Here is a 25,394-nt window from a genome sequence, read left to right as displayed (position 1 = left end):
CTCCTTCCGCGCCGGGCTCATGCCGACAGCTCCGGCTGGAAGGTCTTGAGCGTCCAGAACTTGTGCCGGCGCACGGCCAGCGTGCTCAGCACGAGGCCCAGCACCGTGTAGGCGACGAGCGCGGTCACGACCGGCCCCATCACGCTCAGGTCCGCGCCGTAGAGCAGGTGCCGCATGCCGGTCACGATGAACCCCAGGGGCAGCACCTGGTGGGCCGCGTGGAGTGGTGCCGGCGTGGTCTCCCAGGGGAACGTGCCGCCCGCGGAGACGAGCTGGAGCACCAGGAGGATGAGGACCACCATCTTGCCGGGCGTGCCCATGAAGGCCACGATCCCCTGGATCAGGGCCGTGAAGGCGAACGACGAGCCGAGCAGCAGCGCCCACGTCATCCACGGGTGAGCGGCCTGCAGCCCGAGCCCGAAGACCACCACCGCGTAGAGCACCGTGGCCTGCAGCAGCGAGATGAGCAGGAACGGCAGCCAGCCCCCGATCGCGATCTTCCAGTTCGCCGCGTTGGAGGCGAGCGCCCTGCGGGTGATGGGGCGCATCAGCTGGACCAGCATGAACGCGCCGATCCAGACGGCCAGGGCCAGGAAGAACGGGGCCAGCTGGTGGCCGTAGTTGGTCGCCTCCGTCTGGCTGGTGGTGTTGATGGAGACGGGGTCGCCGATGACGGTGGAGACGCGCTTCTTCTCGGTGTCGTCCGGATTGGGCACCTCCCCCGCGCCCTCGCCGAGTTTCTGCGCCAGCTCGGCCGCGCCGTCGTCCGTCTGGTGCGCACCGTCCGCGAGCGTGCCGGCGCCGTCGACGAGGTCGCCCGTGCCGCCGGAGAGCGTGTCGGCCCCGGCGGCGAGCTGCGCCGCGCCGTCGTCCAGCTGCCGCGCGCCGTCGAGCGCGGTTCGCTGCCCGTCGGCCAGGGTGGAGGCTCCGGTGGCGAGCTGGTCGGCCCCGTCCTGGAGCTGAGCGCCGCCGTCTGCGGCCGAGGCGATGCCCTGTGCGAGGGCGGGCATGGAGTCGGCCAGTTGGCGGCTGCCGTCGGCGACCTGTCGGGAGCCCTCCGCGAGCTTCGCGATGTTGGCCTCCGCCTCCTGCAACTGCGCCCGCGTCTGCTCGATCCGCTGCACGGCCGGCGAGTCCGCGGCCTGTTCTTCGAGCGCAGCGGCGAACTCCTCCCGCTGCTCCTCGGTGATGACCCCGCGGTCCACCAGGTCCTGGGCGGCCGCATCGACGCGCGCCTTGCTGTCCTCCTCCACCTGTTCGACGGCGTCGACGGCGGCCTGGACCTTGGCGTTGAGCTGCTCGTTGCCGTCCGCGACCTGCTCCGCGCCGTCGGCCAGCTGCTCGGTCTTGGCCGGGAGCTCTGCGGTCTTGTCCTCCAGCGTGTCGAGGCCCGTGGTGAGTTCGCCGGCACCGGTGGAGAGCTTCCCGGCCCCCGCGGAGAGCTGGTCCGCGCCATCGACGAGCTTCTCCTGGCCGGCCACGAGGTCCCCGGTGCCGCTCTTCAGCGTGTGGGCGCCGGAGGCCAGCTCACCCGCGCCGTCGTCCAGCTTCCCTGCCCCGGTGGAGAGCTGGTCGGCGCCGTCGGCCACCTGGGTGGTGCCGCCGTGCAGCTCGCCGGCGCCGTCGGCGGCCTGGCTGAGCTGGGCGTGGATGCGGCCGAATCCGGTGAGGAACTGGTTGGCCGTCTCCTCGCCGACCTCCGCGGCCACGGAGTTGTGGACCTCGCCCGCCAGCTTGTCGGCGATGGTCCCGACCATCGCATTATTCGCGTCGTTGGTGGTCAGCTCCAGGATGGCCTGCTCGGCGGCGTCGAAATCCTCCGGGGACGCCAGGGAGGCGGAGAAGTCCTCCGGGATGGTCAGCGCGAACGCGTAGTCGCCGGCGGCGACCCCCTCGGCGGCGGCCTCCCGGGAATCGACGAGCACCCATCCGAACGTCCCGTCCTCGAGGAGCGAGTCGGTGACCTCGTCGCCGACCTGGAGGCGCTCGTCGCCCTTGTCCGCACCGTCGTCGAGGTTCACGAGCGCGGCCTTCACGTTGTCCAGATGGCCGTACGGGTCCCAGTTGGCGTAGAGGTAGAGCGCCCCGTAGAGCAGCGGCACCAGGGTGAGGGCGACGATCGCGATCTTCGCGAGCCGCCCGTTGGTCATGCGCTTGAGCTCGGAGCGCGCCAGTTGGAACGTGGTCATGCGGTCGCCTCGCTCTCGCGGTTCGCGGTGCTGTGCGCGGTCGTCGCGGGCCGGGCCTCGGACCCGCTGCGGTTCTCGTCCCGGTTCTCGCCGTCGTGCTGCTCGCCTGAGTCCTCCTCGTCGGCGTGGCTCTCGTCGGCCTCGTCCGGGCCGGTGAGGCCGTGGGGCAGGTTGTCCGTCTCGGCGACGGCGGTGCGGCCGTCCCACGCGTCGGGGATGCGCTGCACGACGGCGATCACGGCCGGGTGCCGCCGCCCGCCGGCGACGTCGGCCAGGATCCGCAGCCAGTCAGCGTCGGGCAGGCCGTGGCGGTCCGGGGAGTCGAAGACGAGGACCTTGACGTTCGAGTCCTGGAGGCTGAGGGCGGCCAGCAGGTGCAATCGGTCCTCGGCCGGGATGGCGTCCACCCAGTCCTTGGCCAGGTGTTCGAGCCGGTGGGACTCGAGCCAGCGCGACGCCGAGACGGTGGCCCAGAAGGGCCCGGGCTGGAGGGCGAGGTCCTCGGCGACCAGGTCCTTGACCCGGAGGTGCCGCTCGGGCTCGTTGATCTCCGGGGAGTCCACGAGGGCTGAGACGCGGCGGACGGCGTGAGGTCCGGCGTCGGAGTCCCAGGCGACGGATCCGCCGTCGGATTTCATGCGCGCGCTCAGGCCGAGGGCCAGCGCGGTCCGCGCCTCCTGGGTGGGCGCGGAGACGACCGTGAGCTCGGCCGCCGGAGCGGCGAGCGAGGTCGGACGGAGCAGCGGCCCGTGGTGGCCGTCGATGGAGAGGGAGTCGGCGAGAAGCACACCTCCAGCTTATTCAAACTGACCGGTCAGTTCAATTAGAAGGGTTGTGAGCTTCGAGACGTGCCGGGACGACGGAGGGCGCCGGCTCACCCGGTGCTGGGTGGACCGGCGCCCTCCGGCGCGGTGCGGTCGGTGCGTCAGCCGCGGATGAGGTCCGCGCAGCGCTCGCCGATCATCATGGTGGTGATGTTCGGGTTGACCGTGACGAGCTCCGGCATGACCGAGGCGTCGGCCACGCGCAGTCCCTTCACGCCCTTGACCCGCAGCTCGGGGTCCAGCGGCGACATCGCGTCGTCCTCGGCGCCCATGCGCACCGTGCCCGCGGGGTGGTACACGGTGTTGTGGGTGCGGCGGATGTAGTCCTGCAGCTGCTCATCCGTCTGGGCGTCCTGGCCCGGGTACAGCTCCTCCCCCGCCCACTCGGCCATGGCCGGCTGGGAGACGATCTCGCGCGCCTTGCGGATGCCGGCGACCATGACGCGCATGTCGTGGCCCTCGGGATCGGTGAAGTAGCGCGGGTCCACCATGGGCTTGTCGCGGAAGTCGCGCGAGCGCAGGCGAACCGTGCCGCGCGACTTCGCGTGAGTGACGTTCGGGGTCAGGCAGAAGCCGTTCTCCGTGGTCGGGTAGCCCTGACGCAGGGTGTGCATGTCGAACGGCACGGACCCGTAGTGCATCATCAGGTCCGGACGGTCGAGGCCCTCCTGGGTAGGGGTGAAGACGCCGATCTCCCACCACTGGGTGGACTTCTCCACCATGGGCTTCTTGGCCTCCCACTGGATCACGCCCTCGGGGTGGTCCTGCAGGTTCTCGCCGACGCCGGGCGAGTCGACGCGGACCTCGATGCCGTGCTCGCGCAGGTGCTCGGCGGGGCCTATACCGGAGAGCATGAGCAGCTTCGGCGAGTCGATCGCGCCGGCCGAGACCACGACCTCGCGACGGGCCTTGAGCTCGTGCGTGCGGGCGAACGCGTTGTCGACGACGGCGACCCCGACGCAGGTCTCGCCGTCGAACAGCAGCTCCTTGCCGCGCAGGCCGGTCAGGAGGTGGAAGTTCGGACGGTCCAGGATCGGATGGATGTAGGAGACGGAGCTGGAGGAGCGGGTGCCGTCGGCCCGCCGGTTGATCTGGAAGAAGTTGGCGCCGTTGACCACGGTCTCGTCGTTGTTGAACTTCGCCCGCGGGATGCCGGCCTGCTCGGCGGCGTCCAGCAGCGCCACGCCCGACGGATCGTTCGGCGGGACGTTCATCAGGTGCACGGGGCCGGAGTCGCCGTGGTGCGGGGCGTCGGGCCCGGCGTCCTCGTTGGTCTCGAGGCGCTTGTACAGCGGGTAGAGGTTCTCCGCGTTCCAGCCGGAAGCGCCGTACTTCGACTCCCACTCGTCCAGGTCCTCGCGCGGCGCCCAGAAGGCGATGCACGAGTTGTGGCTGGAGCAGCCGCCCATCACGCGCGCCCGGGCGTGACGCATGAACGAGTTCCCGTTCTCCTGCGGCTCGATCGGGTAGTCCCAGTCGTAGCCGGACTCGAGGAGCTCCATCCACCGGTCCAGCTGGAGGATCTCCGGCAGGTCGCGGTCGTCGGGGCCGGCCTCGACGAGGGCGACCTCCACGGAGGGGTCCTCGCTCAGCCGGGCCGCGACGGCCGCACCGGCGGAGCCGCCGCCGATGACGATGTAGTCGAACTCGTTCTGCTTGATATCGCTCATGCTTGCTCCTGCTCCCTTACTTCCCGGTGCGGTCGGCGAACCAGCCGGTGACCGCCGGCGCCGTGTTCTGGTAGATGTGCTTGGCCTCCTGGTACTCCGCCAGCCCGGTGGGACCGAGCTCGCGGCCGAAACCGGACTGGCCGAAGCCGCCCCACTCGGCCTGCGGCAGGTACGGGTGAAAGTCGTTGATCCAGATGGTGCCGTGGCGCAGGCGGCCGGCGACGCGCTGGGCGCGCCCCGCGTCCTGGGTCCAGACCGCGCCCGCGAGGCCGTAGTGGGTGTCGTTGGCGATCGCCACGGCCTCCTCCTCGTCCTTGAACGTCTCCACGGTGACCACCGGGCCGAAGGCCTCCTCGACGACGACGGACATGCCGCGCTTCACGTGGTCGATGACGGTGGGCAGGTAGTAGATGCCCGAGCCGAGGCCCTCGCCGTCCTCGTCGGTGGCGTAACGGCCGCCGGTGCGCACGCGGGCGCCCTCGGCGATGCCGGCCTGGACGTACGCGTGGACCTTCTCGCGGTGCTCCTCGGAGATGAGCGGGCCGGTCTCGGCCTTCTCGTCGTACGGGCCGCCCAGCCGGATGTGCTCGGCGCGGCGGACCAGCGCGTCCACGAACTCCTCGGCGATGTCCTCCTGGACCACCAGCCGCGCTCCGGCGGAGCAGACCTGGCCGGAGTGCACGAAGGCGGCGTTCAGGGCGTTGTCGACGGCGGCGTCGAAGTCCGCGTCCGCGAAGACGACGTTGGGGTTCTTGCCGCCGAGCTCGAGGGCGGCCTTCTTCACCGTCGCCGCCGCGGAGGCGGCGATGATCTTGCCCGTGGCGAGGCCGCCGGTGAAGGAGACCATGTCCACATCGGGGTGCTCGGACAGCGGGGCGCCCGCCTCGACGCCGCGGCCCGTGACGAGGTTCGCCACGCCGGCCGGCAGGCCGAGCTCGTCGAGCACGTCCATCATGAGGATGGCCGTCGACGGCGTCAGCTCGGCCGGCTTGAGGATGAAGCTGCAGCCCGCGGCCAGGGCCGGGGCCAGCTTCCAGGCCGCCTGCAGCAGCGGGTAGTTCCACGGCGTGATCATCCCGGCGACGCCGACGGGCTCGTAGACCACGCGGCTGACGACGTCGTTGTCGCCGGCGTCCACGATCCGGCCGGCGTCCTGGCCGGCGAGGCGGCCGAAGTACTCGAAGCAGGCCGTGATGTCGTCCATGTCGATCTCGGACTCCACCAGGCGTTTGCCCGTGTCCTGCGACTCGGCGCGGGCGAACTCGTCCTTGCGCTCGCGCAGGCGCTGGGCCACTCGGAGCAGGAAGGCGCCGCGCTCGGGAGCGGGCACATCGGCCCAGACGCGGTCGTCGAACGCCTTGCGAGCCGCCGCGATGGCACGCTCGGTGTCCTCGCGCCCGGCCTCGGAGACGACCGCGACCTCGGCGCCGTCCGCGGGGCAGACGATGGTCCGGGTGGCGCCGGAGGCGGCGGCCTCCCATTCCCCGCCGATGAACAGGGTTGCAGTGGTGCTCAAGATTCAGCCTTCCTTCTTCTCGGTCGTTTGGTAGTCATCGTCCCACCCGGTGGTGACGTTGTGGTGCTCGGCCACCGAGGTGGTGTGCAGCGCCTCGCGGGTCTGGTGCAGGAACTCGAGGTGCATCTCGTAGTGGTCCAGCACGTCGGCGATGAGCTGCTCCTGGCTGTAGCCGTAGAGGTCGTAGCCGTAGCTGCCCTCGAGGGAGAACACCTCCATGCGGTAGTACTTGTCGGTCGCCGAGCTGGCCCGCGCGTAGGAGGGGAGGTTCTTGCGCACGGGGTACACCTGGTACTTGAAGGCGCGCTCGGGACCGAAGTCCACGAACAGGTCCACGGTGTCGATGCCGGAGCCGTTGAGCGGCTCGATGTTGAGGGACGCCTCGACGCCCTGGCTCTCCAGCTCGGCCTTCACCTCGCCGAGGGCCGGGCAGGCGGTCTCCAGCATGAAGCGCTGCGCCTGCTTGGGGCCGGGGTACGCCATGGAGCGCGCCAGGCGCTGCTTCCAGCCGCGCCGCTGCTCGCCGGCCGCGTTGGCCCGGGAGGACAGCGCGCCCGGGAGGCCGTTGCGGTAGGACGCCGCCAGGGCGGTCTCCACGCGGAGCGCCTTGAAGAGGCCCATCATGATGAAGACCAGCACCACGGAGAAGGGCAGCCCCATGATGACGGTCGCGGCCTGGAGGGTGGGGACACCACCGACCAGGAGCATCGCCAGGGTCAGGACGCCGGTCACGACGGCCCAGAACACGCGCAGCCAGTTCGGCCCGTCGGCCTCGGAGTCCGGCAGCTTGGACGTGAAGTTGGCCATGACCAGCGCGCCCGAGTCGGCGCTCGTGACATAGAACAGCAGTCCCGTGAACGTGGCGATGGCGGCGCTGAGCGGGACCATCGGGTACTGCTCGAGGAGCCCGTAGAACGCCCGCTCCGGAGTGCTGATCGCCATCTCGCCGAAGGCGGTGTTGCCGTTCATCACCAGGTCGAGGGCGCTGTTGCCGAAGATGGAGATCCACAGGGCGATGAAGGCGAACGGGACCACCAGGACGCCGGTGACGAACTGGCGGATGGTGCGCCCGCGCGAGATGCGCGCGAGGAAGAGGCCGACGAACGGCGCCCAGGCGATCCACCAGGCCCAGAAGAAGAGCGTCCACGCGTTGAGCCAGTCGTCCGGCCGGTCGTAGGCGAAGGTGTCCAGCGCCATGCCGGGGAACCGGGCGATCATGTCGCCGATGTTGCCGACGATCCCGTCGGCGAGGAACCGGGTCTTGCCCGCGAAGAAGACGAACAGCATCAGCGCCACGGCCAGGAGCACGTTGAGCTCGGCGAGACGGCGGATGCCCTTGTCCACGCCGGAGACGACGGACGCCGTGGCCATGACGACGGCGACCGCGATGAGGGCGATCTGCATCGCCGTGCCCTCGGGCAGCCCGAACATGAAGAAGAGGCCGTAGTTCAGCTGGGCGACGCCGATGCCCAGCGAGGTGGCGATGCCGAAGATCGTGCCGAGCATCGCCGCGATGTCCACCGCGTGGCCGGCCGCGCCGTGGATCCGCTTCCCGATGATCGGGTAGAGCGCCGAACGGATGCTCAGCGGCAGATTGTGCCGATAGGCGAAGTAGGCCAGGGCCATCCCCATGAGCGCGTAGAGCCCCCAGCCGAGGATGCCGTAGTGGAACAGCGTCCAGACCATCGCCTGCCGGGCGGCCTCGATGGTCTCGCCCTCGCCGCGCGGGGGCTGCATGTACTGGGTGATGGGCTCCGCAACGGAGAAGAACATCAGATCGACGCCGATGCCGGCGGCGAACAGCATGGCCGTCCACGTGAACAGGTTGAAGGCCGGCCGCGAGTGGTCGGGCCCCAGCCGCGTCTTGCCCACCTTGGTCACCGCCACATAGACCACGAACGCCAGGACCGCGACGACGAGGAGGGTGTAGTACCAGCCGAACGTGCCGCCGACCCAGCCGACGACGGCGAAGATGACCGCGTCCGCGCTCTCGCGGTCGAGGATGGCCCACAGCGCCACGGCGAGGATGCCGACGGAGGATCCGATCAGGACGGGCTTGTTGACTCGGGGCTGCTCCGCTCTGGAGGGCGGTGACGCGGATCCGGCGGGTGGAGCCCCGCTCGAGTCGGCGGACGGGCGGGCGGAATTCGTCATATGCAGTATTGCCTTACGTTTCAGTCAGCTCGTTTCCTCGCCCACGGAGGCGCTATGGCGCCGGCGGGCAGTCATCGCTCAGGCTAGCTGACTAGCTTCGCGCGTACGCGCGTCTACTATCACGCCTCCGATGGTGACGGGTGACACCCAGCCTTGTGAGCTGCGTCTCTGCCGCTGAACCCTACCGCCCCGACGATTCGCGCGCCATCATGGTTCTATGGCTGAACCAACCACGGCCCTGATCAAGGCCACCTCGCACTCCGCACTCGACCCCGCGGAGGCCGGGAGGCTGGCCGACGCGCTGGCCGAGTCGGCCGACGTCACGGTCTTCGTGGACGGCACCGCGGTGCGTCTGCCCCCGGTGGCGGCGGACGCCGTCGTCGATGTCCTGCAGCGGTTGGCGGCCGGCGAGTCCGTCACCGTCAGCACCACGGAGGAGTGGCTGAACACCGGCCAGGCCGCACAGCTCGCGGGCGTGTCCAACACGTATATGCGCAAGCTGACGGACTCCGGCGCCATCCCGGTCCACTACCGCGGCAGCCACCGCCGGATCCGCCCGGCGGACGTGCAGGCCTGGCTGGACCAGCGCGCGGCGGTCACGGCGGACGCGCGCCAGGCGGACGGCTGATCCGTCGGTCCGCACGGTCCGGGCCGAACCGCGCGGGAACGCGCGGAGTCGCCGGGCCACCCGCGGCGGCCCGGCGACCCGCGTTCTAGCGGCGACCGGTCTGCTGCTCCGTGAGGAGCACCGGGAAGCCCCGCGCGTTGGACTCGTCGGCGAGCGCCGGGGTGAGCGGCGGGGCGAACCCGTGGTCGCCGATCGCGATCCCGGCCAGGCCGGCGTCGTCGAGGTCCGCGATGAACGCGCGCTGGGCGTCGCTTCCCGCAGGGACGCACATGCCGACGGTCATGAGGAGCTCGTGCGGCTGGAGCCACCGGGCCGGGTCCTTCAGCTCGCACGAGTGCGCCCAGAGGACCGGGCGGTCCAGCCCGGCCGCGCCGCTGTGCGTGCGCGTGCCGAGGACAGGGCTCGCGACGAGGTCGCGGATCGTCAGGGATTTCGCCATCGGCATTCGAGGCCCGGTGGCAGCTGCGCGCACCGTGACCGCTCCTCCTTGTCCGTGGACGTGGCTGTCAGGTTCATCAGCCTAGCCAGGATCGGCACGGCGGGAACCGCACGGCGTCAGCGCATCCAGGGCTTGCGCGATCAGCGGGACCCAGGCTCCACCAGCCCCGATTCGTAGGCGATCACCGCGAGCTGCGACCTGTCGCGCGCGCCGAGCTTGGCGAGGAGCGGGCCGACATAGGTCCGCGCGGTCTCCAGTGAGCTGTGCAGTGCCCGCCCGACCTCGTCGTTCGACTCGCCGAGGCCGACGCACTGGAGGACCTCGCGCGCTCGCATCCTCTGGTACCACCCGCGCCCGCATGGCTCCACGCGAGGACGACGCCGTCGAGCAGCGGTTCTTCACGCTCACCGACCGGCGCATCAACGGACGGAAGATGGACAATGCGCGTGGACAAGGTGGTCCAGGTCAGCTCCACGGAGGTGTGGGAGGTGCGCAGCACCAATCCCTTCCCGCACAACTTCCACGTGCACGACGTCCAGTTCCGGGTGGCGAGCATCGACGGTGCCGCCCCACCCGACCCTGGGCTCAGAGCCGGGGCACAGCCACTAGCCGGAGCGGGTCAGCCGCGCTCCACCAGTCGCCCGTCGGCCAGCACCAGACGACGATCGCAGGCGCGGGCGACCGTCTCGCTGTGAGTCGCGATGATGAACCGCCTCCCTTGGCGCTGCAGCTCGGCGAAGAGGTCCAGAATGCTGCGTTCGGTGCGCTCGTCGAGTGCGCCGGTCGGTTCGTCGGCGAGCACGACGTCGGGACGTTTCGCGAGGGCTCTAGCGATGGCCACGCGCTGGGCCTCGCCGCCCGAGAGATGCCGGACCGGCTTTCGCTCGAAGCCTTCCAGCTGCACGGCCGCCAGGCACTCCGAGGCGCGTTCCTCCGCGTCCTCTCCCGGGCCGACCCCGAGCCGGACGTTGTGCAGCACGTTTCGATCCTCGAGCAGATCGTAGCTCTGGGTCACGTAGCCGATGTGTCTCATTCTGAAGTCCGCCGATGCCTGCTCACGCTGGGGCACCAGCTCGCCAGCGTGGAAATAGGACCCCGTATAGGCGCCGTCCAGCCCGGCCAGGATTCGCAGCAGCGTGCTCTTGCCGGAGCCGCTGCGCCCCAGGATGGCGATCGAGCGATCATCATCCGCCATCGTCATGTGGAGCGCATCGAAGAGTCGCCGCTGCTGGCCGTTCGGTTCGCGGACGGTCTTGGAGAGAGAGTCGAGCTGGAGCATCAGGTGCCCATCCTTCCGGAGGTGTGGTCGATGAGTCGTCGAAGGAGGTGGCTCTCGTGGGCGGCATCGACAGAAACCAGGAGAACCAGCACGCCGGCCGCGGACCAGAGGCCGGCCGGACTGGCCTGTGGCAGAAGGCTGAGTCCGACCGCTGTGCCCGCCGCAGCCGCTGCGTACTGGACGAGGGCCGTGAGCAGCAGCATCCTCCGGATTGCACCGCGGCTGTAGCCGAGCCGCCAGAAAGCGAGGGCCTTTGCCTGCCGACGCCGGAGCAGCTGGGCGTTCGCGAAGCCGCTGGCCACCAGCACGCCGAGGCACAGGAGGACTCCGATCCCCTGCACGAGGGCCAGGTTGTCCTGGATGATGGATTTCACCAGGGAGAACTGGAGTAGGTAGTCGGGGAGGTTGGCCACCGCGTAATGCTCGAAGCCACTGTGGTCCGACGCCTCTGCCAGTTCCCCCAGCACCTGGTCGGTGCTGAGGCCTCGCGGCACGGCGATGTCGGCATTGACCATGGCGAAATAGAGAATGCCGTAGAAGACCTGGTCCTGCGCAGCGAACTGCTCTGCAGACGGGGGATACGGGATCAGCAGATGGTGGTCGAGATAGAAGTTCATCTCCCCCTGGTAATAGAGGGACGCTTCCTCCTCGAGGATTCCGGTCACCTGCATCCGCATCGGCAGCGTGTAGAAGTTGCCGTCGATGACGTCGCCCACCTCGTACACTCCGGCGTAGCTGCTCCCCAGCAGGACGGGCACGGCGCCGTCGGAGTAGTCCACATCGCCCCAGTCCGGCGGAGTCCCTTCGGAGACGGCGAGCCTGTAGAAGTCAAAGGCCTTCTGATTCAGCTGGACCGCCTTGACATCCTGCACCCGGCGCCCGACCTCGTCCGTATAGGGCCCGCCGACGCTCCCTTCTGTTCCGTATCCGGCGTCGAAAGTCTCGTTCCCCCGAAAATCTCGGACAGGAACCGGCTGGTCGAAGACGGACAGGAGGTCGAACTCGTCGGCCTCGTTGAGCTCGTCGTAGAAGGCTCCCAGCTGTTCCAGATTGGTCCGGGACTGCCTGAATTCGTAGAAGTCCTCAGGGTCGGCCAGTCGATCGACGAGCTGGTACATGTTGGTTTCGGCTTCGGCCGAGAAGCTTCGGTTGATCGCGGTGTCGGTCGACTGCGCGAAGGAGGCGATATTGAAGACCGTCACCGCCAGCAGGGCCCAGGCCAGCGCCTTGCAGGTCAGAATGAGCCAGTTCCGGCGCAGGTCGAACACTAGCTCCACGGCGCCACCGGCCTCCGGAGGTGGGCGGCCGTCAGGAAACTGACGACAACTGCGGAGGCCACCAGCGCCTCGACGCCGAGGACGCTGGCGCCGGAGACCATCGGGTCTCCGGCGAGAACGGCCGCAGCGAACGCGGGGAGGCCCGCCATGACCGCGACCAACCCGAGCTGCCCAACGGACCGCGCCTGAACTGGAAGGCGCCGATGGCCGAGCAGGTGGAGGACATGGTGTCGACGCTGGAGCAAGGACGCAGCGAGCATCCCCGTGAACACTGCCCCGGCGGTCACGATGGCGGTCCCCAGTCCGAGCAACAGCGGCGAGACGAAGTCGATGTTGGTGCGCCGGTTCGTGTCCTCGTTCATCCGGGCGACGCCCTGACTCCCGAAGTTCTCGACATACCGCGCGTAGGCGTCGACGCGGTCGACGACGATCGGACCGGATCCGTCGAATGCCCGCGCCGGGTCACTCAGGAGTACATCTGCTGCCAGCAGACTGTCGGGGCCCGCTCCGAGACGCCCGATGACTTCGTAGATCTCGCCGTCGTACTCGAAGTACTCCCGTCCGTCCCGGTCGACGACAGGAATTGCCGCCCCGACGATCGCCGCCTTCTCCTCGCCCGCCCGGAAGGGCCGCCCCTCATGAAGAGGCAGATTCAACCCGGTCGGGTCGTCGACCAGCAGATTCCGCACCCTTGCCTCGCCGGGCAGCTGGACGTAGATTCGCGTCTCGGGGCCCAGCGTGCGCGCCTTCCGGACGATCTCTCGGGGGTCTCCGGTGACGCGGATGCTCGCTGTCGAGTAGAGCTTGTTGCCCTCCAGCGTGATCGCTTCCTGCTGGGTGTTGTACACCGAGAGAGCCGAGGCCAGGAGCATGAACAGCAGCGTGAGCCCTCCGACGATCGCGACGGTCCGACCGGACATGCCAGTACCCCCTGAATCACTGCTATTCGCGCCCCACCTCGCGGGACTACCTCCAACGAATAGAGCACCGAGTGCATCCTAGTTCAGGACGGTGACGTTAGCGCCAGCGGGCGGGCGGTCCGACGCCGGGGCGATCTCAGATCAGTGCTGGTCGAGCGTCCAGGGCGGCTCCGTCACGTCGAGCCGGAAGCGGCGATTCGGCTCCACGAGTTCCAGATCCATGCCGGCCGCCGCGTCCGCCTCGGCGTCGGGTTCGGCGGGATGCTCGTCGATCCACGCCGCGTCGCCTTCCCACACCACGTACTTCCGGCCGCCCTCCTGGACCATCTGGCTGCGGTACTGCACGGGCGGATCGGCGGCCAGCCCGGCGACCGCGCCGTCCACCGTCGCGTACTCCCGGAGCAGGTGCAGCGTCAGCCAGAGCGGCGGGACCAGCACCATCGTGCCGGCCTCATGACGGTCGAGCGCCTCCTGCGGCGTGATCCACACCGAGTCGGCGTGCTCGTCCGGGCTCAGCACGACGGCGTCGCTCGCTGCGCCCCGGAGCGGCGCGAGGAAGTACCAGGCCCGCATGCGCCGGGCCTGCTGCCGCGGCGGCACCCAGCACGACGTCGGGACGAGGGTCGCCTCGTCGATCAACAGCCCGGTCTCCTCCGCGGTCTCGCGGACGGCGGCCCGGCGCGCGGCCTGGATCAGGGCCGTGGGGACGGCAACGACGGGCAGATCGGGGACGGTCCGGTTCCGTGCGCCGTCGGCGAGCGCCGTCAGCTCGGGGTCGGAGGATCCCTCCGAGTCCTCCGCTCCGAGGTAGTCCTCCGGGTCCACGAAGCCGCCGGGGAAGACCCAGGCGCCGGCGAACGTACGGCTGCTGCCGAGACGCTCGAGCAGCAGGACCTCCAGCCCGGCCTCGCCGTCGCGCAGGAGCACCGCGGTGGCGGCGTCACCGTCCAGGGCCGGGAGCCCCTCCGGCTGCGCCGGCTCGCCGGAACCGCTTTGCGTCATGTTGAGCTCCTCGGAATCGAATGGGCCACCCGATGGTTACCGTAGTCGCAATCATTCGATCCCGCAGGCGGTTCTGCCCGTCTGCGGACACGCAGAGCAAGGACCCAGATGAAGATCGCAGTGTACGGAGCCACCGGCATGGTCGGCAGTCAGATCGTCGCCGAGGCGCTCAGCCGCGGCCACGAGGTCACGGCGGTGTCCCGCTCCGGCGCCGAGGTCCCCGGAGCCGCGTCGGCGCAGGCCGAGCTGACGGACCTCTCCGCGTACCGCGAGCTCGCCAAGGCCCACGACATCGTCGTTGTCTCCGTGCCGACCCCACGCGACGGCAGCGACCACGGGCCCATCCGGGCCGCGCACGAGGAGATCGCGGAGACGCTGGTCCCGTCGCGTGTGTTCGTGGTGGGCGGCGCAGGCGCGCTCGAGGTCGAGGGCGGCGGACAGCTGCGCGAGACCGAGGGCTTCCCGCCGGAGTACAAGCCGGAGGCGGACAGCTTTGCGGAGATCCTGAGCTACTACGAGGACTCCTCGGGCGTGAACTGGACGATGCTGGCCCCGGCCCCGGTCATCGCCCCGGGCGAGCGGACCGGCGAGTACAAGGTCGGCGTGAACAATCCGGTGGGCGACTCCATCTCCACGCAGGACTTCGCGGTCGCCGTCCTCGACGAGCTCGAGGAGCCCAAGAACGAGAACCGGCGCTTCACGGTCGCCAACTGACTCGGGTCACCGAGGAGTAGAACGACGGCGGGGCCCCGGCAGGTGCCGAGGCCCCGCCGTCGTACGATCACGGCGATCGCCGCAGCGCGCACCGGCTGCTCTCCGGCCGCCAATCCGGGAGAATGATCCTATGGCGACGTCCACTACGGTTGCGCTCCTGTTGGCCGTCGCGGCTCTCGCAGGCGTGACCCTGCACTCGTACAGATGTCACCGGCGGAGGCCTGCCTTGCTGCTGGTGTTCCATCCCCTCGTCCTGCTGGGAGGGATCGGCGGCTATCTACTGGCCGAACCGACTGCGGGCGATCCTTGGCTCGGCGTCTACGTCTGGGGAATCCTGTGGTCGCTGGTCATCGAGGCGTCGTCAGCCGGACGGCCGGACCGAGTCGCGCAGATCCTGGACTACTACCTGCAATTCAAGTACGCGCTGCCCTTTACGCGAGAGCACGCGACGTACCGTCGGCTGATGCGGCCGCTGCGGCCGACGGAGGTCAAGATCCTTCTCCTGCTTCCCGTGGCCGCCGCGCTCTGGCTCTTCGCCGTCGTCATCGGGCCAGGCCTGTTCGGCTGACCAACAGCCTTCACGCCCCCGAGGCCCGAATCGGCCCCCTCTAGCCATCGAAGGCCACGGGCACCGCGACGACCTGCTCCAAGCTGCCGTCCCGCGCGCTGTGCGTCAGGAACAGCGCCGCGCCGTGCCCCGAGCCCGGGTCGGTGAAAGGGATCTCGCCGGCGAAGGGCCCGGGGTCCGGTCCCCCGCTGCCGGTGACGGGCGCCTGGCCCAGCACCGTGCCGTCGGGGCCGCGGACCTGCACCAGCACGTTGCCCTCGAACGCCAGGGCGTTCCCGCTCACGCCCAGCGGCGAGGCGCTCCTGGCACCGGCCACGGGTTCGTCCACCTGGATGTCCCGGGTGGACGACCCGATGACGTACCAGGCGTCGTCGGAGAGCTGCCGGACGAGCACCGTGGTCACGAGCCGGCCATCCGCCGGCGTGACCTCGAACTCGCCCGACCGGCTGTCCCCCTGCATGAAGTCGGAGAGCGTCGGGTTCTCGAAGCCGGCGTAGTCGGACGCGAATCCGCTCGCGGCCGCCTCCGGATCGCCGTATTCGCTGGCCCCCGGAGCCGGGTAGACCACCGTCGCTGCCTCCTCGGCCGGCAACGAAGCGGCCGGGGCGCCGGAGCTTGGCGTCGCGCTCGGCGAGGCTGTCGCCGTCGTGCCGGGTGTTCCCGAGGGCGAACCCGCCGTGGTGGGCGCCGCCGACGTCTGCGTCGGCGTGGGGGACGGCGAGACGGTGCCGTCGCCGTCATCCGGGTCAGCACGGCACGCGCCGAGGAGAACGACGGCGGCCACCGCCAGGCCTGCGGTCACCGTCCGGCCGCTGGTCCGCCGACGCGGGCCTCCCGCGATCATCGAGCTGGCATCCATAGTGCAAGCGAACCACCGGGGACGCCGGCACGGTAGCCCCGGCGGGGCTCGATTCGGCCACGAATCGACGGCGATTGGATCACGCCGTCGCGAGGGGTGGCAGCCGGGGACGGCCGCTATAACAGCAGGCGGACCACCGGCGTCGCGATCAGGATGGTCAGGGCGACGCGCTCGAACCAGATGACCACCATGGTCCACAGCGGCAGCGGGATGTCCGTGGCCAGGATGCAGGGCACCAGGGCCGAGAAGAAGATGATCGCGGCGACGCAGACGATCCCGATCACCATCCGCAGCTCGAGCGAGGCGTGATCGGCGGCGAGCGTGGCCGGCAGGAACATCTCGGCGATGCCCGTGGCCGAGGCCTTGCCTACCAGCAGCGGATCCTCCAGCCCCACCACCCACGCGAAGGGAGCGAACACGTAGCCGATCCAGTCGAAGATCGGCGTGTAACGCGCGAGCACCAGACCGATCAGCCCGACCGAGAGGATCGAGGGCAGGATGGCCATCGCCATCTTCAGGCCGTCGAGCACGTTGACGGCGATGTTGCGCGGCAGCGACGGCGCCTCGCGCAGGGTCGTCAGGGCCTCCCGCCACGCGTAAGCGAACCGGTTGCCGGTGGGCTTGGGCTCCGGCACGTGCTCGACGCCCGGGTACGGGACGTCCGGGATGCGGCTGAGCGGCGGGATGCGCACCGTGATGGCGGTGACGGCGAAGGTGACCACCAGGGCGGTCAGGAAGTACAGGAGCCAGTGGTCCATCAGGCCCAGGGTCTTGGCGACGATCACCATGAAGCTGGCCGAGACAGTCGAGAAGCCGGTGGCGATGATGGCCGCCTCGCGGCCGGTGTAGCGGCCGCGGCGGTAGACGCGGTTGGTGATCAGCAGCGCCAGGGAGTAGCTGCCCACGAAGGACGCGACGGCGTCGATCGCCGAACGCCCCGGCGTGCGCCACAGCGGGCGCATCACGGGCTGGAGGAAGACGCCCAGGAACTCCATCAGGCCGTAGCCCACGAGCATGGCGAGGAAGATCGCGCCGATCGGCACGATCAGGCCCACGGGGATCACCAGGGCGTTGAAGAGGAACGGTCCCATCTGCTCGTCCATGAGCCAGGCCGGCCCGATGCCGGCGACCATGGCGATGCCGACCGTCAGGCCGACGATGTTCAGGAACGCGAACACCGTCTTCAGCCGGGAGGCGCGCCACGCCCCCGTGACGAACGGTGCCACCGTCCCGGCGAGGATGACCAGCAGGGCGTAGTAGGGCACGACGCCGGCGCCGTGCTCGCGCAGCAAGCTCACCGCATGGTCGAGCAGGATCGTGGTGGTTCCGCCGAGGGTGACGGGGACGAAGAAGACGAGGAGTCCGATGGCGCTGTAGAGCGCGAAGCGGGCGACGTCGCCCGGGCGCGTGGCCGGCGGCGAGGTCGGGGAGGAGAGCGAGGAGGTCATGAGGTGCTTTCGGGGGCTCGTGGCCCGGTTCGCGGGGCTGGTTCGGAATGGGGGGTCGACGACGGGGCGGGCACTCCGTTGTGCGCCGCATCACCGTCGCGCCCTTCCATGGAACCGCGTGCGGCGCCCCGCAACAACGGGGCTGGGACCGTTCGAGTCCGGAATCCCAGACCTCCGCCGCGCTTGTCTAGCGAGAAGTATCGACAGGGCTAGACATTCCTAGACTTGCGGGCGGGCGCGGCCATGACTTCGGCCCTGTTCAGGGGCATCGAGTCCACGTTGTGCCGAAGTTTCTCTCAGTCGGCACGGAATGCGAAGGCCGCCGCTCCCACGAGCAAGCCGACGAAGAGCACGAGCACCCAGACGGTGCCTGCTGCACCGCCCAGAGCGCCTCCGACAAGGCTGCCGAGCAGGATCGAGCCCATAGTCGCGGTGCGACGTGTCGCCATGACCCGTCCGATCGCGTTCTCAGGCACGGTCTGCATCACCAGCGCAGCGACCTGGACGTTGTTCGCCACGACAAACGCTCCCCACAGGAAGAACTGCACGGCCAGAACAACGACCGCGATCTCCGGAGCGAAGAGTGGGACGAAGAGCAGCAGCGCACTCAGAACGGTCAGAACGAACGTCAGCTGGGTCAGCCGGATTCGCCCGAAACGCCGCACGAATCGGCCGGAGGCAACGCTCCCGATCAATCCGCCGACGGCACCGGCGGAGACGATCAGGCCGAAATGCACCACGGCGACGTCGAGATCCCGCAGGACGTAGATCGATTCGACCGCCGAGTAGGCCGCCAACCCCAACCCGAGCAGGAAGGACGCGACCGTCAGATGACGCAGGCGCCGGCTCGTCCACACCAAGGAGAAGCCGTCCTCTGCCTCACGGAGGAAGGCGACCGCTCCCGCGCGGAGGGATCGCTGACGCAGCCCCTCCTCGACCGTCCGCGTGGCAGGCCACGACCGGCTGAGCAGAGCCAGCCCGCCCGACAGCGCCAGGGCAGCCGAGACGGACAGCGCAGTCGGCGCGCCCGTCTCCGTCAGGAGAACTCCCGCCACTGCAGGCACGACGACGCCTGCGGCGGAATCAGTCGCCTGCAGTGCACCGTATGCGCCACCCACGTCACCGGGAGCCACGGTGCGAGCCACGGCCTTGGCCTGGCCGGCCTCCGCGAACGTCGCCAATAGCCCCGAGAGCAGGACGAAGCCGGCGATCCATACCAGCGAGAGCTGGTCTGCGGCAGCGACGGCCACCAAACCAGCCACGAGCACGGCACGCAGCAGCTGCGACACGACGAGCGGCCTGATCGTCGAGCGCCGATCGATCAGCACCCCGATGGGCACCGCCAACAAACATCATGGGTACCGTCTGGAGGAGATTGAGGACGCCCATCTGTAGCGCCGATGCCCCGAGAGCCGTCACGGCGACGACGTCGACCACGTAGTCGGCGAGGGATCGCCCAGCTATGTCTGCGCCGTTGGAGACATAGAGGCGCGTGCGGGGACCGAGAGGCATTTCAGTCACGCTCATCCCTGCCTCTCCCACATGTGGACGCCAGACTACGCGAGCCCCTAGGAGAATGTGCGACCCTCCCACCGTTCCCTGTCGTCGGCGTCGCGAGTAGCGTCGGGGCCACGGGCGGATCGGCCCGGGAACGATCACATCGCAGAGCACCGGGGGCCACCATGAGCACCGACGACGACGTCCGGCGGCTGGCCGTGGCCCTGCCCGGCGTCACGGAGAAACCCTCGTACGGGATGCCGGCGTTCTACGTGGGCGGCAGACCCTTCGCCCGCTTGCATGAGGAGCCCGGCGTGCTGGTCTGCTGGGTCCGCGATCTCGGCGAGCGCGAGGCTCTGCTGCAGAGCGCGCCGGAGAAGTACTTCACCACCGATCACTACGCCGGGCACGCCAGCGTTCTGGCCCGTCTCGACCACGTCGACGAGGCCGAGCTCTCCGAACTCCTGCAGGAGGCCTGGGCCGCTCGGCGCCACCGCTGATTCGGTTGAGAATTCTTCCGGGAACCCCTTGCGCAGGATTTCGTGACGTGCCTAACATACAACCAGTTGGTTGCATATCAACCGACGAGGCGCCGCGAACCAGCGGACCGCCGACACGAGAGCAGCGGGAGAAGCCATGATCATCGGGCACCAGGCACGCACCACCGCCGAGCCGGGCACCGGCGCGCCGAGCACGGCCGAGCTCACCGATGCCGAGGTCGACCGCCTCTTCCGGGCCCTGGCCGACGCCACCCGGCGGGACATCGTCCGCCGCACGCTGACCTCGGAGGCCACGATCTCCGAGCTCGCCGGCGACTACGACATGAGTTTCGCCGCCGTCCAGAAACACGTCACGGCACTCGAAGCCGCAGGACTCGTCGTGAAGGAGTCCCGCGGACGCGAACGGATCGTCCGTGGCGTCCCCGAACGCATCGAACGCATCCAGGATCTCCTCCGCGGGTTCGAGGAGATCTGGCGCGGCCGGATCGGCCGCATGGACGCCCTCTTCGCCGAGGACTCGCCCACCACCGGATAACCGTTAGGCACATCCGGCCGCCACCCACCCACCGCACGACGGCGGCGCGGACCGACCCGCAGGACCGGCCCCACCGATCCCGCCCCGCCGAACGCACCGCCCCACCCAGGAAGGTCAGAACCATGCCCATCACCACAGTCGACAAGGACACCGACGCCCTCACCCTCACGGTGACGGCCGAATTCCCCGTCCCGGTGCGCCGCCTCTGGGACGCGTACATGGACCCACGCCAGCTGGAGAAGTTCTGGGGACCGCCCAGCTATCCGGCCACCTTCACCCGCCACGATGCCTACCCCGGCGGCCTGACCACGTACTTCATGACCGGCCCCGAGGGCGACACCCCCGGCGGCTACTGGGAGTGGCTGAGCGTGGAGGCGCCGTCGTCGTTCTCCGTCCTGGACGGATTCCTGGGCGACGACGGCGAGCCGAACCGGGACATGCCGCAGATCCGGATGGAGTTCTCCTTCGAGCCCACGGAGACCGGGTCGCGCATGATCGCCACGTCCTACTTCGCCTCTGCCGCCGAGCTGGAGCAGCTCAGCGCCATGGGCATGGAGGAGGGCATGCGGCAGGCCATGGGCCAGATCGACGACGTCGTCGCCGACCTGAGGGCCTTCGCCGCCGGCGGCGTCACGGCCGCGGAGACGCTCGACGACACCCGACTGCGCGTCACCCGTGTGATCCGGGGCGACGTGGAGCAGGTCTGGCGCGCGCACGAGGATCCGGCCCTGGTCTCGCGCTGGATGCTCGGCCCGGACGGCTGGACCATGCCCGTCTGCGAGACGAGCGTGGAGCCCGGCGGCTCCTACCGCTACGAGTGGGCTTCCGACGACGGTGCCCAGCGCTTCGGCTTCGCCGGCGAGGTGCTGGAGGCCCACGCGCCGTACCGGCTGGTCAGCACGGAGCAGATGGTGGGCGCCGAGGGGCTCCCGGAGTCCGTGCAGATGGACGCCGTCACCCGGAACGAGATGACGCTGACGCCCGTGGAGGACGGCACCCTGCTCACGCTGGTGATCGTCTACCCGGACCGCGAGTCGCGGGAGGCGGCGGTCGCCACCGGCATGGTGGACGGCATGGAGAGCAGCTACGCGCGACTGGAGTCCGCGGTGCTCGCCGCCTGAGCTCAGCGCTCGCGGCACTGCCGCCGGCAGGTACAGCGGCAGGTGCAGCGGCAGGGCCGCAACGGCGGCCCGCGGATCCCGAGCGGGGATGTCGCGGGCCGCCGTCGTGCAGGCACCCCCGCCGGTCAAAATCGCCGCCCCTCTGGAAAGTGCGCGCCGGGAGTGACAGGATGTGTCGCGTGGCACACACTCAAGACTTGTTTCAGAAATCGTCCGACGGCGGCGCCTCCGGACACGCCTCCTCCCACCCGGGAGACGCCTCGGCGCCGGCGACGCCGTTCGACGACCTCGACCGATTCATCGGGCTCCGCCGGCTCGGTGGACTGGCCCTCTCCCCCGACGGCCGGCGGCTCGTCACCGGCGTCAGCGAGCTCGACGCCGAGTCCACCCGGTACGTGACCGGCCTCTGGGAGATCGACCCCGACGGCCAGCGGCCGGCCCGCCGCCTGACCCGCGGCGCGCAGCACGTGAAGGACAACCGCGGCGAGTCGCAGGCCCGCTTCACCCTGGAGGGCGACCTGCTGTTCGTGGCCTCGCGCCCCCAGGGGGAGGACGACGACGCGCCCGCACTGTGGCGCCTGCCCGCCTGGGGCGGCGAGGCCTACAGGGTGGCCGAGCACCCGGGCGGCATCGGCGCGGTCCTGACCAATGCCGTCCAGGGAACGGCCGGGGGCAGGGCCTCGACGGCCGAGGGCCCGGCGAGCACCGTCGTCGTGCAGGCGTCCGCCCTGCCCCGCGCCACCGACCTGGACGCCGAGAAGGAGGGCCGCAAGCAGCGCAAGGACCGCAAGGTCAACGCGATCCTGCACGACGGCTACCCGGTCCGCTTCTGGGACCACGACCTCGGCCCGGACGCGCCGCGCCTCTACGCGGCCGAGCATGCCGACGACGCGCAGGCCGACGAGCGCGCCGAGCTCCGCGACCTCACCCCGGACGCCGGACGGCACCTGGTCGAGGCGCCGTGGGACCTGGCGCCGGACGGCACATTCCTCGTCTCCGCCTGGATGGTGCCGGAGGGCCTCGGGAGCCAGCGCACCGACGTCGTGCGCGTGGACCTCGCGACCGGTGAGCGGACCACGCTGCTCGCGTCGGACGCGGAGTACGAGTACGAGCCGGTGCGCATCGGCCCCGACAGCCGGCAGCTGCTCTTCGTGCGCTGGATCCGCTCCACGCCGGAACGGTCCGCGCGGCCCGAGCTGCGCCTGCTGGACCTGGACTCGGGCGAGCAGCGCGACCTGGCCTCCGGATGGGACCGCTGGGCCACGGGCGCCGTCTGGCTGCCGAACGGCAGCGGCCTGCTGGTCACCGCGGACGAGGACGGCCGGAGCCCGGTGTTCCACCTGGACGCCGGCACGGGCCGGGCGGTCCGGCTGACCGACGAGGGCGCGTTCTCCGACGTGGTGGTGTCCCCGGACGGCTCCGCCGCCTACGCGTTGCGTGCCAGCTACGAGTACCCGGCCGAACCGGTGCGGCTCGACCTGATGGGCCTGGCCTCCCTCCGCGACGGCGAGTGCGTGCCGGTGACCCGCCTGGTCTCGCCCGTGGAACGCCCGAAGCTACCGGGCCGATTGACCGAGGTGGAGACGACGGCGGACGACGGCACCCGCGTGCGCGGCTGGCTGGCCCTGCCGGACGGCGCCTCCGCCGAGTCCCCGGCGCCGCTGCTGCTCTGGATCCACGGCGGGCCGGTCTCCTCGTGGAACCAGTGGAGCTGGCGCTGGACCCCCTGGGTGGCCGTGGCGCAGGGCTACGCCGTGCTGCTGCCGGATCCCGCCCTGTCCACGGGCTACGGGCAGTCGTTCATCGACCGCGGCTGGGGCACCTGGGGCGACGCGCCGTTCACCGATCTGATGGCGATCACGGACGCAGTCGAGGCCCGCGAGGAGATCGATGCGACGCGGACGGCCGCGATGGGCGGCTCCTTCGGCGGCTACATGTCCAACTGGGTGGCCGGCCAGACCGACCGCTTCAAGGCGATCGTCACCCACGCGAGCCTGTGGGCGCTGGACGGGTTCGGTCCGACGACGGACGCGTCCTACTACTGGGCGCGCGAGATGAGCGAGGAGATGCAGGAGAAGTACTCCCCGCACCGCTACGTGGACCGGATCCGCACGCCGATGCTGGTCATCCACGGGGACAAGGACTACCGGGTGCCCATCGGCGAGGGGCTGCGGCTCTGGTACGAGCTGCTCTCCAAGTCCGGGCTGCCGCAGGCCGAGGACGGCTCCACGCCGCACCGCTTCCTGTACTTCCCGGACGAGAACCACTGGATCCTGACCCCGCAGCACGCGAAGGTCTGGTACCAGGTGGTGCTCGGCTATCTGGCCGAGCACGTGCTCGGTGAGGAACCGGCGGACTTGCCCGAGGTGCTGGGCTAGCCCGCACCGACGGTTCGGCAGGGCCGGGCGCTCTGGGCGGTTGGGGGGCTCAGAGCACCCGGCGGGTGGAGGTCAGCGGGCGGCGGCGACCGCCATCCGTCGGGCCGGCCCACTCCGCGGCCTCCTCGCCTCAGCGTCTGCCGCTTATTTCACCTCGACTGAACGCATGATCTCGAGAATGGTGCGGTACTCCTCCGAGTCCAGGAACTGAGCGATCCGCCGTTCGTCCGTCTGGGCGTTGACACCCTCGAGCTCCAGCAGGTCGTCGTCCGTCATGAAGACGGCCGCGGTCTCGTCGTCGGTGCGGAACCAGAAGGGCTGACCGCCGGTATCGCCGAGCACCGTCTCGACGTTCCCCGGTTCCAGGATCTGCACCATGACCTCGCGCTCGGCGTCGTCCGCGCCCTCGTCGCTGCGCTGCTTCACGCTGGTCAGGATGACCTGCTCCTCCGAGGCGTTGGTCGAGAGCGGCTCCCGGGCGAGTTCCTCCGCCGACCACAGCTCGCCGCCGGTGTCCGAATCGCCCTGGAACTGCCCCTTCGAGACATAGGCGACCGTCTCGCCCTGCGGATCGGCCAGCTCGTACCCGACGGACTCCTCGTCCAGCTCGAACGTCCAGTCCCGCGGATGCTGGAACGTGAACAGCCCGTTGTCCGCGGTGACCCAGTCCGACGTGTCGACCGGCGGAGCCGAGGTCTCCTCGGCGGGCGTCGACTCCGCCGGCGCCTCGCTCGCCGGGGTGTCGCTCGGGCTGGCGGCGAGCGAGTCGGATGCGGTGGGCCCGCCGTCGACGGGCTCCTCCGCCCCGCATGCCGCGGTGGCGAGCAGGAGCGCGAGTGCCCCGGCGGCCGCGCGGGCCCGCCGCGACCCCCGCCGAACGGCACGGTCCGGGGTGGTCCTGACCTGTGTGCTCTTGTCCTGCCAGGCGCTGTCCCGCGCGATGCTGGTCTGCCTACTGCTGGTCTCCCACGTCCTGGTCTGCATGGTTACCTCCTGTGCACTGCTTGCTCTGTCCTGCGTGCTGGTGGTTCTGGCTCCGACTCCTCTCACGGTTGGACGCCGGCCATCACGGCGGCGAGTTCCCTGAACCGATCGGTCTCGATGAATGCGGCGATCTGCGCGTCGTCCGGGTGCTCCACCGTCTCGCCTCCGAGGCGGACGAGTCCCTCCGAGCTGAAGAAGACGCCGTGCTCGCCGCCGGCCGCGTCGAACCGCAGCGACTGCTCGCCGGTTTCGACGAGCCGGTCCGCCGCCTCCGGTGAGAGCAGGCGCAGTGCGAGCCCCCGCCCGACGCCCGGCTCCGCGCTCGGCCCGGCCACGAACCCGAGGAGCACCTGCTCCTCGTCGGCCCCCGTGTCGACGCCGAGCCGCAGCACCTCCTGCACGTACCCGTAGCGCACCAGGTCGCCGGTGTCCGCGGTGAACGGCTGGGTGGAGACGTACGCGACGGCGTCGTCGTTCCCGTCCCGCAGCTCGGCGACGGGCACACCCGGCTGCTCCACCACGGTCCAGCCGGGCGGGTGCGGGAAGCTCAGGACGCCGTGGTCGACGCGCGGCCAGGCGCTGACATCCGGCAGGTCCCGGCTCGTCAGGACGGCGGACGACGTCGTCGTGCGCGTCTGAGACTCGGTCGCCCCGGGCTGGGCCGGCCCCGCGCAGGCGACCGCCACCAGTGCGGCGGCCAGGAACGCCAGCACGGGAGCACGGCGCCGCGGGGAACGGCGCGGCCAGACACGGCTCTGCCCGCGGTGCGTCGTTCCCTCGATGCCGGCCATGGCATCCTCCGCTCGGCGTCGCTGCGGCCGCGGGGCCCTCTCAGCGCAGTCTGGCACGCGCGCCGGAGCTCCTCCAGAGCCGTCACCGAAGCGTTATCGCA

The 25,394-nt window shown here is 70.3% G+C and carries 24 protein-coding genes; 8 read left to right on the top strand and 16 right to left on the bottom strand.

All coding sequences use genetic code 11. From position 1 onward, the window contains the following. Positions 1-17: 17 nt before the first annotated feature. From RIN46_RS08160 to betT, 5 genes are all read right to left on the bottom strand, one after another. Complete coding sequence (locus RIN46_RS08160; RefSeq protein ID WP_309081629.1) at positions 18-2,189, bottom strand: YhgE/Pip domain-containing protein; 2,172 nt, start codon at positions 2,187-2,189, stop codon at positions 18-20. Beyond that, complete coding sequence (locus tag RIN46_RS08155) at positions 2,186-2,977, bottom strand: ABC transporter ATP-binding protein (RefSeq protein WP_309081628.1); 792 nt, start codon at positions 2,975-2,977, stop codon at positions 2,186-2,188. Before RIN46_RS08155 ends, RIN46_RS08160 begins: the two co-directional genes overlap by 4 nt. Before the next feature lie 137 nt (positions 2,978-3,114). After that, positions 3,115-4,683, bottom strand: a complete 1,569-nt coding sequence (locus RIN46_RS08150) for a GMC family oxidoreductase N-terminal domain-containing protein (protein WP_309081627.1) — start codon at positions 4,681-4,683, stop codon at positions 3,115-3,117. Between the two features lie 16 nt (positions 4,684-4,699). Then, positions 4,700-6,202 carry an aldehyde dehydrogenase family protein gene (locus tag RIN46_RS08145; protein ID WP_309081681.1) on the bottom strand — a complete coding sequence of 501 codons (1,503 nt, stop codon included), beginning with the start codon at positions 6,200-6,202 and terminating at the stop codon, positions 4,700-4,702. Next, positions 6,203-8,353 (bottom strand): choline BCCT transporter BetT, encoded by a 2,151-nt coding sequence (betT, locus tag RIN46_RS08140; RefSeq protein WP_309081626.1) that lies wholly within the window; start codon positions 8,351-8,353, stop codon positions 6,203-6,205. A gap of 217 nt (positions 8,354-8,570) precedes the next feature. Here betT and RIN46_RS08135 point away from each other — a divergent pair, with 217 nt between their 5' ends. Further along, the gene (locus tag RIN46_RS08135) at positions 8,571-8,981 is read left to right on the top strand and encodes a helix-turn-helix domain-containing protein (RefSeq protein WP_309081625.1); all 411 of its coding nucleotides are present in this window, start codon (positions 8,571-8,573) and stop codon (positions 8,979-8,981) included. An 85-nt stretch (positions 8,982-9,066) separates the two neighbouring features. Here RIN46_RS08135 and RIN46_RS08130 read toward each other — a convergent pair whose 3' ends face one another. Both RIN46_RS08130 and RIN46_RS08125 read right to left on the bottom strand, forming a co-directional pair. After that, complete coding sequence (locus tag RIN46_RS08130) at positions 9,067-9,420, bottom strand: PucR family transcriptional regulator ligand-binding domain-containing protein (RefSeq protein WP_309081624.1); 354 nt, start codon at positions 9,418-9,420, stop codon at positions 9,067-9,069. Between the two features lie 140 nt (positions 9,421-9,560). Further along, the gene (locus RIN46_RS08125; protein WP_309081623.1) at positions 9,561-9,755 is read right to left on the bottom strand and encodes a LuxR C-terminal-related transcriptional regulator; all 195 of its coding nucleotides are present in this window, start codon (positions 9,753-9,755) and stop codon (positions 9,561-9,563) included. Between the two features lie 105 nt (positions 9,756-9,860). On the opposite strand from RIN46_RS08125, the gene RIN46_RS14325 reads away from it, so the two are divergent. Further along, positions 9,861-10,115: a multicopper oxidase domain-containing protein gene (locus RIN46_RS14325; RefSeq protein ID WP_375141880.1), complete on the top strand. Its 255-nt coding sequence runs from the start codon at positions 9,861-9,863 to the stop codon at positions 10,113-10,115. Here RIN46_RS14325 and RIN46_RS08120 read toward each other — a convergent pair. The 4 genes from RIN46_RS08120 to RIN46_RS08105 all read right to left on the bottom strand — a co-directional run bounded on the left by RIN46_RS08120 (position 10,040) and on the right by RIN46_RS08105 (position 13,898). Then, positions 10,040-10,699 (bottom strand): ATP-binding cassette domain-containing protein, encoded by a 660-nt coding sequence (locus RIN46_RS08120; protein ID WP_309081622.1) that lies wholly within the window; start codon positions 10,697-10,699, stop codon positions 10,040-10,042. The two genes, RIN46_RS14325 and RIN46_RS08120, sit on opposite strands and share 76 nt — an antisense overlap. Continuing rightward, positions 10,699-11,967 carry a hypothetical protein gene (locus RIN46_RS08115; RefSeq protein WP_309081621.1) on the bottom strand — a complete coding sequence of 423 codons (1,269 nt, stop codon included), beginning with the start codon at positions 11,965-11,967 and terminating at the stop codon, positions 10,699-10,701. Before RIN46_RS08115 ends, RIN46_RS08120 begins: the two co-directional genes overlap by 1 nt. Beyond that, complete coding sequence (locus RIN46_RS08110; protein WP_309081620.1) at positions 11,967-12,896, bottom strand: hypothetical protein; 930 nt, start codon at positions 12,894-12,896, stop codon at positions 11,967-11,969. The genes RIN46_RS08115 and RIN46_RS08110 overlap by 1 nt, the downstream gene beginning before the upstream one ends. Before the next feature lie 141 nt (positions 12,897-13,037). After that, positions 13,038-13,898 (bottom strand): NUDIX hydrolase, encoded by an 861-nt coding sequence (locus tag RIN46_RS08105; RefSeq protein WP_309081619.1) that lies wholly within the window; start codon positions 13,896-13,898, stop codon positions 13,038-13,040. Between the two features lie 108 nt (positions 13,899-14,006). Here RIN46_RS08105 and RIN46_RS08100 point away from each other — a divergent pair, with 108 nt between their 5' ends. Both RIN46_RS08100 and RIN46_RS08095 read left to right on the top strand, forming a co-directional pair. Beyond that, positions 14,007-14,612: an NAD(P)H-binding protein gene (locus tag RIN46_RS08100; RefSeq protein WP_309081618.1), complete on the top strand. Its 606-nt coding sequence runs from the start codon at positions 14,007-14,009 to the stop codon at positions 14,610-14,612. 130 nt (positions 14,613-14,742) lie between these two features. After that, positions 14,743-15,180 carry a hypothetical protein gene (locus tag RIN46_RS08095; RefSeq protein ID WP_309081617.1) on the top strand — a complete coding sequence of 146 codons (438 nt, stop codon included), beginning with the start codon at positions 14,743-14,745 and terminating at the stop codon, positions 15,178-15,180. A gap of 40 nt (positions 15,181-15,220) precedes the next feature. Here the strand turns inward: RIN46_RS08095 and RIN46_RS08090 are convergent, their stop codons facing one another. The 3 genes from RIN46_RS08090 to RIN46_RS08080 form a co-directional block, all read right to left on the bottom strand. After that, on the bottom strand, positions 15,221-16,039 hold the full coding sequence (locus tag RIN46_RS08090) for a Gmad2 immunoglobulin-like domain-containing protein (RefSeq protein WP_309081616.1): 819 nt from the start codon (positions 16,037-16,039) through the stop codon (positions 15,221-15,223). 116 nt (positions 16,040-16,155) lie between these two features. Beyond that, entirely contained in the window at positions 16,156-17,487 is a 1,332-nt protein-coding gene (locus RIN46_RS08085) for a YjiH family protein (protein ID WP_309081615.1), read from the bottom strand. A 296-nt stretch (positions 17,488-17,783) separates the two neighbouring features. After that, on the bottom strand, positions 17,784-18,827 hold the full coding sequence (locus RIN46_RS08080) for an MFS transporter (RefSeq protein WP_309081680.1): 1,044 nt from the start codon (positions 18,825-18,827) through the stop codon (positions 17,784-17,786). 342 nt (positions 18,828-19,169) lie between these two features. Here RIN46_RS08080 and RIN46_RS08075 point away from each other — a divergent pair, with 342 nt between their 5' ends. The 4 genes from RIN46_RS08075 to RIN46_RS08060 all read left to right on the top strand — a co-directional run bounded on the left by RIN46_RS08075 (position 19,170) and on the right by RIN46_RS08060 (position 23,518). Further along, complete coding sequence (locus RIN46_RS08075; RefSeq protein WP_309081614.1) at positions 19,170-19,484, top strand: MmcQ/YjbR family DNA-binding protein; 315 nt, start codon at positions 19,170-19,172, stop codon at positions 19,482-19,484. 136 nt (positions 19,485-19,620) lie between these two features. Then, positions 19,621-20,019 carry a metalloregulator ArsR/SmtB family transcription factor gene (locus RIN46_RS08070; RefSeq protein ID WP_309081613.1) on the top strand — a complete coding sequence of 133 codons (399 nt, stop codon included), beginning with the start codon at positions 19,621-19,623 and terminating at the stop codon, positions 20,017-20,019. A gap of 122 nt (positions 20,020-20,141) precedes the next feature. Then, positions 20,142-21,140: an SRPBCC family protein gene (locus RIN46_RS08065; protein WP_309081612.1), complete on the top strand. Its 999-nt coding sequence runs from the start codon at positions 20,142-20,144 to the stop codon at positions 21,138-21,140. A 170-nt stretch (positions 21,141-21,310) separates the two neighbouring features. Beyond that, entirely contained in the window at positions 21,311-23,518 is a 2,208-nt protein-coding gene (locus tag RIN46_RS08060; protein ID WP_375141879.1) for an alpha/beta fold hydrolase, read from the top strand. Positions 23,519-23,662: 144 nt separating this feature from the next. Here the strand turns inward: RIN46_RS08060 and RIN46_RS08055 are convergent, their stop codons facing one another. Together RIN46_RS08055 and RIN46_RS08050 are read right to left on the bottom strand one after the other, a co-directional pair. Next, entirely contained in the window at positions 23,663-24,502 is an 840-nt protein-coding gene (locus RIN46_RS08055) for a hypothetical protein (protein WP_309081610.1), read from the bottom strand. A gap of 62 nt (positions 24,503-24,564) precedes the next feature. Continuing rightward, on the bottom strand, positions 24,565-25,293 hold the full coding sequence (locus RIN46_RS08050) for a hypothetical protein (protein WP_309081609.1): 729 nt from the start codon (positions 25,291-25,293) through the stop codon (positions 24,565-24,567). Between the last annotated feature and the right edge of the window lie 101 nt (positions 25,294-25,394).

The sequence above is a fragment of the Zhihengliuella sp. genome (genome assembly GCF_031178195.1).
In the GTDB taxonomy this organism is placed as follows: Bacteria; Actinomycetota; Actinomycetes; order Actinomycetales; family Micrococcaceae; genus Zhihengliuella.
The sequence above is the reverse complement of the archived record's forward strand: the minus strand, read 5'-3'. Positions and strand labels throughout refer to the sequence as shown.

Coding starts and splice junctions, on each gene's coding strand:
- RIN46_RS08085 (WP_309081615.1), bottom strand. CDS start 17,487: ATGACCTCCTCGCTCTCCTCCCCGACCTCGCCGCCGGCCACGCGCCCG.
- RIN46_RS08110 (WP_309081620.1), bottom strand. CDS start 12,896: ATGTCCGGTCGGACCGTCGCGATCGTCGGAGGGCTCACGCTGCTGTTC.
- RIN46_RS08100 (WP_309081618.1), top strand. CDS start 14,007: ATGAAGATCGCAGTGTACGGAGCCACCGGCATGGTCGGCAGTCAGATC.
- RIN46_RS14325 (WP_375141880.1), top strand. CDS start 9,861: ATGCGCGTGGACAAGGTGGTCCAGGTCAGCTCCACGGAGGTGTGGGAG.
- RIN46_RS08135 (WP_309081625.1), top strand. CDS start 8,571: ATGGCTGAACCAACCACGGCCCTGATCAAGGCCACCTCGCACTCCGCA.
- RIN46_RS08105 (WP_309081619.1), bottom strand. CDS start 13,898: ATGACGCAAAGCGGTTCCGGCGAGCCGGCGCAGCCGGAGGGGCTCCCG.
- RIN46_RS08065 (WP_309081612.1), top strand. CDS start 20,142: ATGCCCATCACCACAGTCGACAAGGACACCGACGCCCTCACCCTCACG.
- RIN46_RS08070 (WP_309081613.1), top strand. CDS start 19,621: ATGATCATCGGGCACCAGGCACGCACCACCGCCGAGCCGGGCACCGGC.
- RIN46_RS08130 (WP_309081624.1), bottom strand. CDS start 9,420: ATGGCGAAATCCCTGACGATCCGCGACCTCGTCGCGAGCCCTGTCCTC.
- betT (WP_309081626.1), bottom strand. CDS start 8,353: ATGACGAATTCCGCCCGCCCGTCCGCCGACTCGAGCGGGGCTCCACCC.
- RIN46_RS08125 (WP_309081623.1), bottom strand. CDS start 9,755: ATGCGAGCGCGCGAGGTCCTCCAGTGCGTCGGCCTCGGCGAGTCGAAC.
- RIN46_RS08060 (WP_375141879.1), top strand. CDS start 21,311: ATGTGTCGCGTGGCACACACTCAAGACTTGTTTCAGAAATCGTCCGAC.
- RIN46_RS08120 (WP_309081622.1), bottom strand. CDS start 10,699: ATGCTCCAGCTCGACTCTCTCTCCAAGACCGTCCGCGAACCGAACGGC.
- RIN46_RS08150 (WP_309081627.1), bottom strand. CDS start 4,683: ATGAGCGATATCAAGCAGAACGAGTTCGACTACATCGTCATCGGCGGC.
- RIN46_RS08050 (WP_309081609.1), bottom strand. CDS start 25,293: ATGGCCGGCATCGAGGGAACGACGCACCGCGGGCAGAGCCGTGTCTGG.
- RIN46_RS08095 (WP_309081617.1), top strand. CDS start 14,743: ATGGCGACGTCCACTACGGTTGCGCTCCTGTTGGCCGTCGCGGCTCTC.
- RIN46_RS08055 (WP_309081610.1), bottom strand. CDS start 24,502: ATGCAGACCAGGACGTGGGAGACCAGCAGTAGGCAGACCAGCATCGCG.
- RIN46_RS08160 (WP_309081629.1), bottom strand. CDS start 2,189: ATGACCACGTTCCAACTGGCGCGCTCCGAGCTCAAGCGCATGACCAAC.
- RIN46_RS08090 (WP_309081616.1), bottom strand. CDS start 16,039: ATGGATGCCAGCTCGATGATCGCGGGAGGCCCGCGTCGGCGGACCAGC.
- RIN46_RS08075 (WP_309081614.1), top strand. CDS start 19,170: ATGAGCACCGACGACGACGTCCGGCGGCTGGCCGTGGCCCTGCCCGGC.